Origin of the sequence: Cognatundibacterium oligocarboniphilum, assembly GCF_013377855.1 — a bacterium.
In the GTDB taxonomy this organism is placed as follows: Bacteria; Pseudomonadota; Gammaproteobacteria; order Burkholderiales; family Burkholderiaceae_D; genus Undibacterium; species Undibacterium oligocarboniphilum.
Window position 1 is genome coordinate 564,223 of the sequence record NZ_JABXYJ010000001.1, and the last position, 15,613, is coordinate 579,835.

Annotated in this window: 9 protein-coding genes; 2 read left to right on the forward strand and 7 right to left on the reverse strand. The window is 52.8% G+C overall.

What is annotated here, in order from left to right; genetic code table 11:
- Nucleotides 1-45: 45 nt before the first annotated feature.
- Nucleotides 46-5,478, reverse strand: a complete 5,433-nt coding sequence (locus tag HV832_RS02690; RefSeq protein WP_176801981.1) for a hypothetical protein — start codon at nucleotides 5,476-5,478, stop codon at nucleotides 46-48.
- A gap of 213 nt (nucleotides 5,479-5,691) precedes the next feature.
- Here HV832_RS02690 and upp point away from each other — a divergent pair, with 213 nt between their 5' ends.
- Nucleotides 5,692-6,324: a uracil phosphoribosyltransferase gene (gene upp / locus HV832_RS02695; protein ID WP_223827117.1), complete on the forward strand. Its 633-nt coding sequence runs from the start codon at nucleotides 5,692-5,694 to the stop codon at nucleotides 6,322-6,324.
- 77 nt (nucleotides 6,325-6,401) lie between these two features.
- A complete protein-coding gene (locus HV832_RS02700) occupies nucleotides 6,402-7,562 on the forward strand; it encodes a pyridoxal phosphate-dependent aminotransferase (protein WP_176801983.1) in 1,161 nt (386 codons plus the stop codon).
- A gap of 143 nt (nucleotides 7,563-7,705) precedes the next feature.
- On the opposite strand, the gene HV832_RS02705 is transcribed toward HV832_RS02700, so the two are convergent.
- From HV832_RS02705 to HV832_RS02730, 6 genes are all read right to left on the reverse strand, one after another.
- Nucleotides 7,706-8,113: a hypothetical protein gene (locus HV832_RS02705; RefSeq protein ID WP_176801984.1), complete on the reverse strand. Its 408-nt coding sequence runs from the start codon at nucleotides 8,111-8,113 to the stop codon at nucleotides 7,706-7,708.
- Entirely contained in the window at nucleotides 8,113-9,210 is a 1,098-nt protein-coding gene (zapE, locus tag HV832_RS02710; protein ID WP_176802107.1) for a cell division protein ZapE, read from the reverse strand. Before zapE ends, HV832_RS02705 begins: the two co-directional genes overlap by 1 nt.
- 178 nt (nucleotides 9,211-9,388) lie before the next feature.
- Nucleotides 9,389-10,816 (reverse strand): dihydrolipoyl dehydrogenase, encoded by a 1,428-nt coding sequence (gene lpdA, locus HV832_RS02715; protein ID WP_176801985.1) that lies wholly within the window; start codon nucleotides 10,814-10,816, stop codon nucleotides 9,389-9,391.
- A 71-nt stretch (nucleotides 10,817-10,887) separates the two neighbouring features.
- On the reverse strand, nucleotides 10,888-11,235 hold the full coding sequence (locus HV832_RS02720; RefSeq protein ID WP_176801986.1) for a PspC domain-containing protein: 348 nt from the start codon (nucleotides 11,233-11,235) through the stop codon (nucleotides 10,888-10,890).
- Between the two features lie 12 nt (nucleotides 11,236-11,247).
- Nucleotides 11,248-12,483: a 2-oxoglutarate dehydrogenase complex dihydrolipoyllysine-residue succinyltransferase gene (odhB, locus tag HV832_RS02725; protein ID WP_176801987.1), complete on the reverse strand. Its 1,236-nt coding sequence runs from the start codon at nucleotides 12,481-12,483 to the stop codon at nucleotides 11,248-11,250.
- 61 nt (nucleotides 12,484-12,544) lie between these two features.
- Complete coding sequence (locus tag HV832_RS02730) at nucleotides 12,545-15,400, reverse strand: 2-oxoglutarate dehydrogenase E1 component (protein WP_176801988.1); 2,856 nt, start codon at nucleotides 15,398-15,400, stop codon at nucleotides 12,545-12,547.
- Nucleotides 15,401-15,613 lie beyond the last annotated feature (213 nt).

The following is a 15,613-nucleotide window of genomic DNA, read 5'->3' on the forward strand; positions in this document are numbered from 1 at the left end:
TTTTTTCTATCAGCAACTCGCCTGAACTTGTTCAGATGCGACGACTTATCTGCTGTTATTCATCGCCAGCTGTAACCGTGTCTTTCTATCCGCATCCTGTGCCGTTTCTGCTTTAACTGCCTGTTGCGGCTGGACAGCTGGCTGACGCTTGTCCCCAGGTGCAATCTGCGTCAACTGATAACTCATCTGCAATGCAGGCGCTCCGACACTGGCTCTGACAGGCAATGTCGCAGGTGCATGAACAGTTACCGCTGGCGCTGTTGCGGCTACTGCGCTGGCAAACGGAAGATGAACCGACACATGAGTCCACCCGATGGCACCGGATGCTCCGGCGCACAGTACCAGCCCTGCCAGCACAGATGGACGCAGACGGAAACGGAATTTCTCAGCCGCTTTGACTTCTTCCATTGACGCTGACGCCAATTCAGCAGGAACGTCAACTGGTGCGATCGCCAGCATTTGCTGAGCCTGCAAACGCCAGGATTCACTGTCGGACTGATTGCTGCGCAGTTTTGCCATCAATGCCTGAGCCAGGATTCCGGCTTCCCGGTGTTCCGCATCCAACTGCTGCTGCAATTGCTCCGTCTCAGACTGGATCGCGCTTTCCTGTGATTCCAGTTTCTTTTTCAATTCATCTGCATCTGCCTTGTGCTGCAACTGGCGTTCTGCAAGTTGCTCAATCTGTTGCTGCAACCGGGCATTCGATTCCTGCTGAACCTGTTCTTCAGCAGACATACGCAATACAGTCTGCTGAGCCTGCTCCAGCGCCTGTTGGCTGGCGAAAATTTCAGCCCGTTGCTTCAAAAGCTGATCCGCAAATCCTGCTTCAGCTTCTTCTTTTCGCTGCAACTCTTCCAGCAGAGACTGCTCAAGCTGAAGACGCGCAGCCAGGTCTTTAGCCAGGGCTTGCTCTGCTGCGATCCGCTGTGTCTCAAGCGTCGTTTGTTCCTGTTCTATCGCCAAACGGTTTTGTAGTTCAGCAATCGCGATTTTTGCCTGTTCTGCACGCGCTTCCTGTGCAGCGGACAATTCCTGCTCCAGAGCCAGCTTTTGCTGTTCCAGTGCGCTGGCCTCTTGCTCTTGTCGGGCACGCGCAACACTCTGCGCTGCCAGTGCCTGTTCTGCCTGCAAGCGTTCGCGGGACGCCTGCAAAATCAATGCTTCCGCCTCCATTTTTTGATCAATTGCCAGCAACGCCTGCTGCTTCATCTCTATGGCCTGTTGCTCTTGCTGTTGCTGCAACTGCAGCGCCGCAATATGGTGCTGAGTCAGCTCAATATTTTGTGCCTCCAGCCTTTGTGCGGTCAGCATTTCATCTGCCTGCGCCTGTGCAGCGATCGCCGCTTCCTGCTGGGTCGCCGCCTGCAATGCAGCCAGTTCTGCCGCTTCTTTTTCTGCCGCAGTTTTCTTTTGCATGGCAACGCTGGCATTTTGCTCTGCCTGGGCACGTAATTCCGCTGCCTGCAGATATTCCCGTTCAGCCAGCCGATGTTGTTCTGCCGCACTAAGCGCCTGCTGTTCAGCAACTGCTTTCCGACGCAGCAGACTCAGCGCTTCCAGTTCCAGCGCCGCACGGCGGCTTTCCATCATCGCCAGCGCCTCAGCTTCCTGCAATTTATCTGCCGCTGCCTGCATGGCGATTTTTTGGGCTTCTGCATGTTCGGCTGATTTGGCAAACAATGCCTGCTCAATCTCAGCCTGCTGTGCGGCAGCCTGTTGCGCCCGCTGCTCTTCCTCTGCCCGCAAAATAGCCAATGCTGCCGATTTTTGCTCATCTTCCAGCCGTTGCCGGGCAGCCAGTTCCAAAGTTTGTTCTGCCGCCAGTTTTGCCTTGAGCTCCTGACTCAGCTGCTGCTCGGTTTCCAGGCGTTCCTGTTCAAGACGGACAGATTCCTTCAGCAAACCGGTTTTCTGTTCCAGCGCAGCGGCAGCTTCCCTCTTAATGAATGCTTCTTCCGCAGCCTGCGCCAGCCATTGCTTTTCAGCAGCATTCAGATGGTCGGCGATCTGTTTCGCCTCTGATTCTGCAGCCGCACGTTGCTGCAACAAGAATAGTTGTTCCTGTTCAGCCTGGATGCGTGCAGCCGCCTCATCCTTCGCTGCCTGCTCCGCCTGCTGCTTCGCGGTCAGCACGGCCATTAATTCCTGCTCGGCCTGAATACGCGCCTGTTGCGCCACAACCAGCTGCTGCTCTTGTTCCAGACGCTGGATACTCAGGGTCTCCATCAGTTTTGCCGCATCTGCATGGGCCGCTAGTTCCTGATGCAGTGCTTCTTCGGCGGCCAGCGTTGCTTCGGCAGCGAGACGGACAATCTGCTGCGCACGCGCATTCGCCTCTGCAAACTCGCTTGCCTGCTGCTCACTGACTAAACGGCTCTGCAAATGTTCCTGTGCATTTTTTTCAGCCTCCAATCTTGCTTCTGTACTCACCAGCAACTGGGCTTCTTCGGCGGAACGCTGTTGTAGCACGCGATCTAATTCGGCAATTTTCCGATTTTTTTCTACTACCAGCTGATGCGCTTTATGCTGGCTGGCAGCATAATTTTCTGCCTGTGCATGTAAAGTTTTTTCTGCCTCCAGCCTGGCCTGCATCAACGCTTCAGCTTCTTTTTCAGCACGCGCACGTGCTGCGGCCAGCTTTGCCTGTTCTTGTTCGGCAATGGCTTTGGATTGCGCTGCAGCGCAGGCTGACTGCTCGGCAGCGAGTAATTCCGCTGCTGCCGCCGCGGCCAGTTTATCGGCCTTTACTTTCTGCTCCTGAAGTTCTGCCTGCTGTGCCAGCGCCGCCGCCGCCTGCTGTTGTGCCTGCACCTTCTCCTGTTCCAGACGCGTCAGCTGAGTTGCGGCCCTGACCCTCTCTGCCGCCGCCTGCGCCGCCTGTTGCTCTGCCGCTGCCTGCATTTTTTGTTGTTCTGCCAGTTTCTGCTCTTCCGCCAGACGTACTTCAATAGCTGTGCGCAGCAGTTGTTCAGCCTGCACACGTTGCAAGTGCTGATCACGCTCCATCTGTTCTGCTTCTGCTTTTGCCTGCAGTTCAGCAGTCAGTTGCTTTTCCGCTTCCAGCTTTTGCTGAACCAATGCCAGTGCCCGTTTTTCAGATTCGGCCCGCTGCCGCAACACTTTTCCCAACTCTTCAGCTTCTGTCACTTTGATCTGTGCTGTACTGGCAGCCTGCTTTTGCAATTCAGCATGCTCCTGTACTTTTTGCAGGCGTAACTGTTCGGCCTGTATCAACGCCATGCGCGATGCACGGACTTCGGCCTCCTGTTGACGACGGCTTTCCAGCATCTGCATATGCTGGCGGTCTGCATGTGCGCGTGCAATCACCTGCTCGGCAGTCGCTTTTTCTGCTTCCAGTTTTTCCTGCGCTGCGAGGGCTGCCTGTTTTTCCGCCTCTGCCCTGACCTGCTCAGCTTTTGCGATTTCAGATGCCTGTTTTTCTTTCAGTGCTGCCAGTGCAGCAGCTTTACGCTGCATGTCCTTCTGCAATTGAGCTTGCTGCAATGCCTGACGCTCTGCGGCTGCTTTTTCTTCCTGCGCCAGACGCAGTTCACGTTCGGCATACTCTTTGGCAGCTGCAAGCGCTTTCATTTGTTCTTCTGCCTGAAATCTGGCTTCAGCTTCCTTCTGGGCAGCTTGTTCCAAAGCGAGTTTTTCCTCAGCAGCTTTCAACGCCAGCTGAACTTTTTCTGCACGACGACGTTCCAGTTCCAGTTTTTCATCCAGCAGTTCGATGGTTTTTGCTTCATCCTCAGCCAGTTGCTGTTGAACGCGCAATAACTGACTCACATCCTGGCTTTTCTTGACAGTTGCCTCTGCCATTTTCTGCTGCAGACCGGCTTGCTCAATCGCGGATTTCAGGGCAATTTTCTCAGCTGCACATTCTGTTTCCTGCGCAATTCTGGCTGCACGTTCGGCGGCTTCTTTCATTCGCAGCAATTCTGCATATTCCTGATCTGCCTTTGCGCGAGCCTCCACCTCTTCGGCATGCTGGCGCTCCGCCTGGCATTTCAATTCGAGCGCTCGGACTGCGTTCTGTTCAGCTTCGGCACGCATTTTTTCAGCCCGCAGCAATTCCTGTGCTTTTTTAACCTTCAGTTCCGCAGCAGCATTGGCACGCTTCAGCAACTCTGCCTGAAAAGCACCAGCGCTCAATGCCTGCTGCTCTGCATCAGCCTGCTCACGTGCCGCCTGTACGGCAATACGTTCCATTTCGGAACGTTCTTTTGCCAGCGCGGCCGCGCGCTGTTCTTCCACAGCACGCTGCCGTGCTATTTCGGTTGCTTCCTGTTCTGCGATGCGTCGCTGACGAGCTTCTTCTGCCGCATCCGCTTCTGCCTGCAAACGGACTCGTGCCTGAACATCTGCCTGCTGCTCACTTTCGATACGACTCATCGCCGTCGTCTGCAGCTCACGTTCGGCACGGATACGGGACTCAGTCGCTTCACGGATTTTTTCTTCGGCTTCTTTACGAGCCTGCGCTGTTGCTGTAGCGACTTTTTCAGCCTGTTCCCGTTTTGCAGCAGCGACCTGCAGCTCCTGTTCGGCCTGCAAACGCAACTGTATTGCCTCTGCTGCGCGGCGTTCCGACTCCATGCGCGCCTGAGCAATCGCTTCCTGTTCCTGTTCAATCGCAACCCGTGCCAAGGCATCTTCTTTGGCACGCGCCTCAACCGGCGCACGATTAATGGCAAGTTCAAGTGCCATTGCTTCTGCCTGCTCCCGCTCTTTTGCAGTCTGTAAGGTTTCGTGACGGACTTTCGCCAGCATTTCCGCCGTTTCACGAGCCTCTCGTTCGCGTTTCTCGCGTTCCCGTGCCAGTTCGGCGATGCGGGCGTCAGCGCGGGCACGCTCCACGGCCTGCTGCCGCGCTCCCTCGGATGCAGCAAAACGCTCTGCTGCCCAGTTGCGAGCAGTTTCCGTCTGTTGACTCAGTTGCTTAACCTCGGCCTGAGCACGGGCTGCAATGTCTGATTCTGCCTTCCATTGCATTTCAGCGCGGGCTTTTGCTTCCTGCTCCAGTTTCTGACGCAACTCTGACTGTTCTTTTGCCCGATTTTCCATCTGCGCCCTTTCCTGCAGATTGCGAGCTTCCTGTTCATTGGCAGCGATTCGAGCGGCTGCGGCTGCCTGGGATTGTTTTTCAGCCAGCAAACGGGCCTGCATGCTGTTGGCAGCATCTTGCTCCAATGCCAGTTTTTTCTGTGCCAGCTCGGCAGCTTCCGCTTCTGCCTGAGCGCGGGATTCAGCCAGTGCTCTGGCCTGGGCTTCTGCTTTCAAGCGGGTTTCTGAAGCGACAGTTGCCCTGGCTTCGGCTTCCACCCGGGCGATCGCTTCGCGGATACCTTTAACATCGATACGGGAATTCGACTCCAGCACATCAGACGAGGACGAGTAATCTTCTTTAGGATCGACACCCCTGTCCAGCGTGAGTCCCCCTAAAGAAAACTGATTTAACATTGACTGATGACTGTCCATATCCTGCTCCTGAATTTGAGAGTCGTTCTCCGAAGACACTGGCCTGGCGCTTCCGGAACTTCCTAACCTGAATTATCGATGAAGGAAAATCAAACAATCCTGCGAGCAAAGGCAGAAAACCCCCTTATTTCTGCATTCCGGAATCAGCAGGCATCCCAATCCTCGCCTGAGGGACGTAAAATACGGGTCACATCAATATGCCGGAGAAAGATCTTGAACGAATTAGTTACTGAAATTAAACACCCGCTGATACAGCACAAACTGTCGCTGATGCGAAGCAAAGATACGCCGACAGATAATTTCCGGCGTTTATTGCGGGAAATCAGTCAGATGCTGGCTTATGAAGTCACGCGGGATTTACCGATTGAATTTACCCGGATTGAAACGCCGATCCAGACTATTGACGCACCGACCATCAGTGGCAAAAAACTGTGCGTCATTTCTGTATTGCGCGCCGGCAACGGTATTCTGGATGGCATGCTCGATCTGCTGCCCAATGCGCGTGTCGGTCATATCGGTCTGTACCGCAACCCGGAAACACTGGAACCTGTCGAATACTATTACAAAGTCCCTGAAGACATTGCCGAGCGTCTGGTGATTGTGGTTGATCCGATGCTGGCAACCGGTAATTCTGCAGCGGCGGCGATCGAACGCCTGAAACGCGGTGGCGCCAAAAGCATCAAGTTTGTCTGCCTGCTGGCAGCACCAGAGGGCATCAAGGTCATGCAGAAAGCCCATCCTGATGTCCCGATCGTTACCGCTTCTATCGACCAATGCCTGAATGAACACGGCTATATCGTGCCCGGTCTGGGTGATGCGGGTGATCGCCTGTTCGGTACCAAATAAGCATTTCTGGCGACTCCGGTGCCTGCACCGGAGTGTTCTCCCTGATACCACAGCCTGAACATAAATCTGCACCCACTATGACTGTCAGCTTTCTTCCTTCTTCCAAATTACCAGAAGTCGGCACCACAATTTTCTCAGTCATGTCTGCATTGGCAGTAGAGAAAAAAGCCGTTAATCTGGGGCAGGGATTTCCCGATTTTGACTGCGATCCGGCCTTGCCGGCAGCAGTCACGCGCGCCATGCAGGAAGGTCTGAACCAGTATCCGCCTATGCCGGGGTTGCCTGCTTTCCGACAACAGATCAGCGATAAGATCGTCAGCCTGTATGGCCAGCGCTACGACCCTGCCACCGAAATCACGGTGACAGCCGGAGCAACCCAGGCCATCCTGACCACGCTGCTGGCCTGTGTCCATCCAGGTGATGAAGTCATTGTGATTGAACCGGCTTATGACAGCTACATTCCCTCGATCCGTCTGGCAGGCGGCGTTCCGGTACTGGTCAGTATGGAACTGGGAGAGCAAGGTTATAGCATTCCCTGGGAGCAGATTAAAGCCAAAATCAGTGACAAAACCCGTCTGCTGATGCTGAATTCACCGCACAACCCGACCGGCTTTGTCATGACAGCGGCAGATATCAGCGCACTCTGCGAGATTGTGCGCGGCACCAGGTTACTGATTGCCTCTGACGAAGTGTACGAACACATGGTTTTCGACGGTATGCGTCATGAATCGCTGGCATGCTATCCGGAACTGGCTGCGCGCAGCTATATTATTTCCAGTTTTGGAAAAACTTATCATGTAACAGGCTGGAAAGTCGGTTATGTGGCTGCTCCGGCAGCTTTGATGGCGGAATTCCGCAAAGTGCATCAGTTCAACGTCTTTACCGTCAATACTCCGATGCAGGCCGGACTGACGCATTACATGCAAAATCCGGCTCCTTATCTGGAACTGTCTGGTTTTTATCAGAAAAAACGGGATTTATTCCGGCAAGGTCTGCAAAAGACTCGTTTCCGCTTATTGCCATGCGCCGGAACCTATTTCCAAAGTGTTGATTACAGTGCGATTTCCTCCCTGTCGGAACTGGACTTTGCGCGCTGGCTGACCACTGAGGCCGGCGTTGCGGCGATTCCGGTTTCCGCTTTTTATCAACAAGGAAAAGAGTCGAGAATTGTGCGCTTCTGTTTTGCCAAGCAGGACGCCACTTTACACGAGGCATTACATCGTCTGGCAGCACTCTGAGCAAACTGGGCAGATGATTTACCCGAAGAAATCCATCCACATACTAAGGGGGAGTATCCAAAAAAAACCAGCATTATTCAAGGAATAAGGCTGAAATCCGGAGATACTCCCCCTTTTTTTAAATCATAGTGAATTTGGGCGATTTATTTCGTCTGTTTCTGTGCCAGCTCCTGATCGCGGGCAATGATCCGCAACTGGCGCTGCACGGCCTTCGCTTCGATTTCCATGCGTTGCAGAGTCGGCAAATACTGCCGGCGGTCGATTTTAATTTGTTTCAGGCAATTATTTACAAAAAACAAATCATAGCAATGACGTTCAGCCGATACATACCAATTTTGTAAACGCTGCTGCAAAGCTTCACTTTGCGTGACGATGCTTTCAGCTTCTTCGTTGGTATGAATGCTGTTGACGGGGTATTGTGTGTCCATCGCATGTACCTGAACCGCAATGATTTTCAGCTCATCCGGCTGCTCTCCCGCATACGACCACTGTGCAGGATAAACAGCAACGCAGCACCATACAGCACGTATGAATAAGGAATTCAGTTTCATCAGACTATCGCATCGGCTAACTGGCGTTGATCGGCATCCATGTATTCCCTGGACTGCATCTCGATGATGCGTGAAACCGTCCGGTGGAATTCATTCGATAAAGTACCCTGAGTATACAATTCTTCCGGCGCCACTTCCGCTGACATGATCAGTTTGACCTTGTTGTCGTAAAAAACGTCAATCAGCCAGGTGAAGCGACGGGCTTCTGACGACATGGCAGCAGACATGCGCGGTACCGATGACAAAATCACGGTGTGAAAACGGCTGGTAATTTCCAGATAATCGTTTTGCGAGCGCGGTCCGCCACACAAAGTATGGAAATCAAACCAGATCACGCCACCGGCGCGACGTAACGCCTTCAGAGTTCGCCCTTCGATATCGACATGCGGATCTTCATCCTTCGTGTCCGCCACACGTGCAAACGTGTCGCGCAAGGCCTTATCGGTCTCCGCGCTCAAAGGCGTCAGATAGACCTGTACCTGCTCCAGCGCACGCTTGCGATAATCATTACCGGAATCCACGTTCAGAACATCCAACTTCTCTTTCAGGAGAGCGATCGTGGGGAGCATACGGTCACGATGTAAACCTTCCGGATACAAAGTATCGGGCTGATAATTGGAGGTCATGACAAAAGACACACCATTTTCAAATAAAGCTTTCAGCAAGTTATACAACAGCATCGCATCCGCCACATCGGAGACATGGAATTCGTCGAAGCAGATCAGCCGGTATTTTTTAGCGATGCGGCGCGCCACTTCATCTAACGGATCAGCCATACCTTTAAGTTCATCGAGCTGGCGGTGAACGCCGCGCATAAACTCATGAAAATGCAAACGGGTTTTCCTTACTACCGGCACGACGGAATAAAAACTATCCATCAGGAAAGATTTACCTCGCCCAACACCGCCCCACATATAGACGCCACGCGGCACTTCGGGGCGGGTAATCAATCTGGTCAGTTTATTCGCCCGCTTCCCTTTATAGGCAACCCATGACTCATAAGCGAGTTGCAAGCGGTCAACAGCGCGTTTTTGCGCCTCATCGGCCTTGAATCCGCGCTGGGTCAGGGCCTCCTGATAAAACTGTTGTACATCCATCATTTGTATTTCTCACTGCCACCTGTGCTAAAAAAACCAGCACAGATAACATGGTTGGGAAAAGGTGATCACCGGAACAGTCTGTGCACCCATCTCCATTATGGAGCACCGGCATTGCCCAAGAAAAAATGGACGAGTATTAACCCGTCCATGAATCCCTGATCGGTCAGAGCGTCGCTCAGAAATTCAGCGAACGTTTATCGACTGCCAGTGCCGCCTCTTTGGTCGCTTCCGACAAAGAAGGATGCGCATGGCAGATACGGGCGATATCTTCCGAAGAAGCACGGAATTCCATCGCCACGACCGCCTCAGAAATCAACTCGGAAGCCATCGGGCCGACAATATGCACACCGAGGATTTCATCAGTACTTGCATCAGCAAGGAACTTCACCATACCGGAAGTATCGCCCAGCGCACGTGCGCGGCCATTCGCCATGAACGGGAAGGTACCCGCCTTATATGCAACGCCATCCGCTTTCAATTGCTGCTCGGTACGACCGACCCATGCGATTTCCGGAGAAGTGTAGATCACCCACGGAATCGTGTTGAAGTTAACATGACCATGCTGACCGGCGATACGCTCGGCAACAGCAACACCCTCTTCTTCTGCCTTGTGTGCCAGCATAGGACCGCGCACGACGTCACCAACCGCCCAGACGTTAGGCAGATTGGTTTTGCAATCGGCATCCACAGCGATGAAACCACGTTCGTCCAGCGTCAGGCCAACACCTCCGGCATTCAGACCGTTAGTGTTTGGTGTACGGCCGATGGAAATGATCAGTTTATCGAAAACAGCCTTGTGTTCTGCACCTTTATCATCTGTGTAATTGACGGTGACGTCTTTACCACTGTTGACGATCTCGCCGATCTTCACGCCAAGATTGATTTTCAGACCTTGTTTATCGAACAGCTTCTTCGCCTCTTTGGCAATTTGTTCGTCCACTGCACCGAGGAAAGTCGGCAGTGCTTCCAGTACGGTGACTTCAGCACCAAGACGACGCCATACGCTGCCCATTTCCAGACCGATGACGCCAGCACCGATAACGCCGAGTTTTTTCGGTGTTTCAGCAATATTCAATGCGCCTTCGTTGGACAAAATGGCTTTCTCATCGAACGGAGCACCAGGCAATGCCCGCGCATTGGAACCGGTGGCTACGATAATGTGCTTGCCAGTGATCGTTTCTTCGGTTTTACCAGCGACTTTGATTTCGTAACCAGCAGCATCCGCTTTGACGAAAGAGCCGTGACCATGGAAGAAAGTGACTTTATTCTTTTTAAAGAGGAAAAGAATGCCGTCATTATTTTGTTTAACAATGGTATTTTTACGGCCCAGCATTTTCGCCACATCGATACCAAGACCAGATACCGAAATACCGTGGTCAGCAAACGCATGACCAGCGTGTTCGAAGTGTTCAGACGATTGCAGCAAGGCTTTGGATGGAATGCAACCGACGTTAGTGCAAGTGCCGCCCGGTGCCGGACCACCTTTGTCATTGGTCCATGCATCAATACATGCAGTAGAAAAACCGAGTTGCGCAGCGCGGATCGCCGCGATATAGCCGCCAGGGCCGCCGCCGATCACGACGACATCAAATTGTTTGCTCATGAGCTTATCCTGTTTCTGATTAATTCTGATGATGCGATGGGAACATCAGCTGACAAAACGTCTATTCTGTCTTATTCCTCTTCCGGTACGAAAATCCACGCCATCACATAGATGACCAGACCCGCCCCGAAATAACAAGTAAAAAGAACGAACAGCAAGCGCCATATCCAGGATTCCAATCCTGTGAATTTCCCCAGGCCGCCACAAATTCCGCCGAGCCAGCAATCAGTGGTGGAACGGCGAAAACGATTTAATTGTTCCAGCGAACTATCCAGGCCTGAATAGGCAGCGTTATGGGTGGATGAAGCCTCTGCCTCTGCGGACAGAAGCTTCGCCTTGGCTTGCGCGAACTCTGCATCAGTCAGTGCGCCAGCCTGATGCAGTTCGTGCAGACGCCTGATCTCGTCAGCGATGTTCATGATGATGGCTGATTACAGATCCAGCAAGAGACGGGCCGGATCTTCGAGCGCGTCTTTCATCGCCACCAGACCGAGAACAGCTTCGCGACCGTCGATGATACGGTGATCGTAAGACATCGCCAGGTAGTTCATAGGACGTATCACGATCTGGCCATTCTCGACCACAGCACGGTCTTTCGTCGCATGCACACCCAGAATCGCTGATTGCGGTGGGTTAATGATCGGCGTAGACAGCATGGAGCCGAAAGTGCCGCCGTTAGAAATCGAGAAAGTACCGCCAGTCAGATCTTCGAGTGTCAGCTTACCGTCTTTGGCTTTAGCACCAAATTCAACGATTTTCTTTTCAATATCAGCGATCGTCATCTGATCCGCATTACGCAGGATAGGAACCACCAATCCACGTGGTGAGCCAACTGCGATACCGATGTCGAAGTAACCGTGATAGACGATGTCATTACCATCAACGGAAGCATTGATGATCGGGTATTTCTTCAGGGCTGCAACTGCTGCCTTGACGAAGAAAGACATGAAGCCCAGCTTGACGCCATGTTCCTTTTCAAATTTATCCTTGTACTTGTTGCGCAGCTCCATGACCGGCGCCATGTTGACTTCGTTAAACGTCGTCAGAATGGCATTCGTGGATTGAGACTGCACCAGGCGTTCGGCGATACGGGCACGCAAACGGCTCATAGGAACACGCTCTTCAGGGCGATCACCCAAACTGGCCATAGCTGGTGCCGCAACTTGCTGCAAAGCAGGTTTCGCTGCGACCGGCGCAGCCAGCGGTGCTACGGCTGGTGCAGCTTTACCAGCCACGGCAGCCAATGCGTCACCTTTGGTCACGCGGCCATCTTTACCGGAACCATCCACCTGACCAGCGGACAAACCGTTTTCTGCCAGAATTTTTGCTGCGGCAGGCATCGCCACGCCAGCAGAATACTTGGCATCAGCAGAAGCCGCGACCGCCGGAGCGGAAGCAACTGCTGCAGCAACTGCACCAGCTGTCGCCGCTGTATCCAGAATTGCAATCACTTCACCGGCAACCACTGTGCTGCCGTCACCCTTGATAATCTGGGTAATCACACCTGCATCCGGTGCAGGCAATTCCAGTACAACCTTATCTGTCTCAACGTCAATCAGGTTTTCGTCACGAGCTACTGCCTCGCCGACTTTTTTATGCCAGGTCAGCAAAGTCGCTTCTGCAACAGATTCAGACAGCTGAGGAACTTTTACTTCAATAATTGCCATTTTTTACTCTCCGTTTCGGGTAGCCAAGTGCTGCATCAGCTTCTGATGCAGCACCGCATCATTATTTGGTCAGGACAAAGCCCTTCAGTTTGGAAAATGCTGTTTCCAGCAGTGCTTTTTGTTGTGCGTAATGCTTGTCGTAGTACCCGACGGCAGGAGACGCGCTGGCAGGGCGACCTGCATAAGCGAGTTTCTGGCCTTCTTCCAGACTTTCAAAAATATTGTGCTGAATCTGGAACCACGGACCCTGATTTTGTGGTTCATCCTGCGCCCAGACCAGTTCTGTCATGTTCGGGAATTTCTTCAGTTCCGCGACAAAGCTCTTATGTGGGAATGGGTACAGCTGCTCAACACGAATGATCGCCGTATCCGACTGGCCGCGTTCTTTGCGGGAATTCACCAGATCGTAGTACACCTTGCCGGAGCAAGCGATGACGCGTTTGACTTTTTTCTCGTCAATTGTCTCATCCACTTCGCCAATCACTGTGTGGAAACTACCCTTAGCCAGTTCAGATAAGGGAGAACCCGCATCCTTGTTACGAAGCAATGACTTCGGTGTCATGATCACCAGCGGCTTACGGAACTGGCGGATCATCTGGCGACGCAGCAGATGGAAAATCTGCGATGCCGTGGTCGGCTGAACCACTTGCATATTATTGTCAGCACACAATTGCAGGAAACGCTCGGGACGTGCCGAAGAGTGTTCCGGTCCTTGACCTTCATAGCCGTGCGGCAGCATCATGACCAGACCACAGGCACGGCCCCATTTCACTTCACCGGAGCTGATGAACTGATCGATCACCACCTGGGCGCCATTGGCGAAATCGCCGAACTGGGCTTCCCAGATAGTCAGTGTGTTAGGTTCGGCACTGGAATAACCGTATTCAAACGCCAGTACCGCCTCTTCAGACAGCACCGAATCAATGACGGTAAATGGCGCCTGCTTATCAGACACGTTCTGCAGCGGAATATAAGTACCTGAATCCCAGCGCTCACGGTTCTGATCATGCAATACAGCATGACGATGAACGAAAGTACCGCGACCGGCATCCTGACCAGTAATACGAATTGCATAACCGGAAGCCAGCAAAGAGGCAAAAGCCAGATGCTCACCCATCCCCCAATCCAGGTTCATATCACCGCGACCCATTGCAGCGCGGTCACCCAGAACCTTTTCAACGAGGCTATGTGGTTTGAAACCTTCAGGCACAACGGTAATACGGCTCGCCAGGCGCTTCAGCTCCGTAACCGGAACGGCTGTATCGGCAGCATCTGTCCACTTGCGGTTCAGGAAAGGAATCCAGTCAACAGCATACTTGTTCTTGAAGTTGGAGATCACCGGATCGTGAGTGTGCTTACCTGCATCCATTGCATCACGGTATGCTTTTACCATCTGATCGCCGCCGTCGGCAGGAATTGTTCCCTGAGCAGCGAGTTTGTCGGCATACATCTTGCGGGTACCCGGATGCTGACCGATTTTCTTGTACATCAACGGTTGCGTCAGCGCAGGCGTGTCCTGCTCGTTATGGCCCAGTTTACGATAGCAAATGATATCAACAACGATATCCTTTTTGAACTCCATGCGGTAATCCATCGCGATCTGTGTTGCCAGAACAACCGCCTCCGGATCATCCGCATTCACGTGCAGTACCGGAGCCTCAATCATCTTGACAACATCAGAGCAATAGAGTGTGGAGCGGGAATCGCGCGGATCAGAGGTTGTGAAACCGATCTGGTTATTAATCACGATATGCATCGTGCCACCAGTGCCGTAGCCACGTGTCTGCGCCAGATTCAGCGTTTCCATCACGACACCCTGTCCTGCAAACGCTGCATCGCCGTGCACCAGAATAGGCAGCACCTGAGAACCGTCTTTATCACCACGGCGGTCCATACGAGCCTTCACAGATCCTTCAACAACCGGATTTACGATTTCCAGATGGGATGGATTGAATGCCAGCGACAGATGGACCGGGCCGCCCGGCGTGGAAACATCCGAGGAGAAGCCCTGATGGTATTTCACGTCACCGGCAGGCAAATCATCACCGTGTTTACCTTCAAACTCAGCGAACAGATCCTGCGGCATCTTGCCCAGCGTGTTGACCAGCACATTCAAGCGGCCACGGTGTGCCATACCAATCACGATCTCTTCGACGCCACGTTCACCGGCACGCTGGATGGTTTCGTCCATCGACGCGATAAAGCTCTCTCCGCCTTCCAGAGAAAAGCGTTTCTGACCAACATATTTTGTATGGAGATAGCGTTCCAGTCCTTCAGCGGCTGTCAGACGGTCCAGAATGTGTTTTTTCTTTTCTGCAGAAAAAACTGGTGTGGAACGGATGGATTCCAATCGCTGCTGCATCCAGCGTTTTTCTGCCGGATCGCTGATATACATAAATTCAGCACCGATCGAACGGCAGTAAGTATCGCGCAAAGAGTTGACGAGATCACGCAGAGAAGCATTCTCAGGACCAAAATAGGTGTTGCTGATATTGAACTGAATGTCCATATCCGCATCAGTGAATCCGTAAAAACCAGGATCAAGCTCAGGAATCGCTGGACGCTCCTGACGTTGCAAAGGATCCAGATTGGCCCAGCGGCTTCCCAGGAAGCGATATGCCGCGGTCAGTTGCTGCGCCGCAACGCGTTTACGCGCCATGTCGGCATCTGCTGCTGCGCTGACGGTGCGGATAGGACCTTGCTTTGCACGTTCGGCAAAAGAAGCAATCACGGGCGCATGCGCCACGTCTGGCTTAGAGGAACCATCAACGGCAGGAACGTTTTGCATTGCGTCGAAATAGGCACGCCAGTTTTCCGGAACGGAACCTGGGTTATTCAGATACGCCTCATACAATTCTTCAACGTACGGAGCGTTACCGCCAAACAAATAAGAGTTGGCGCTATATTGTTGCATCATCTTGCTCACCTTTCTTCGCGTTTCGCGAGATTAGCGGGTTAATCTAACCTTCCGCGACACGGCCTGACCGGTTAGCGGATTGCACATCAAGTTGTGGGGGGAAGGACTGGTTTCAAACTATTTCAATGTCAGGGTCGAACAATACATCAGGAACGATCTACTGTTTGAGTCTGAAACGGAAAAACATCTAAAATTTACATTCGAGGCGAAGCA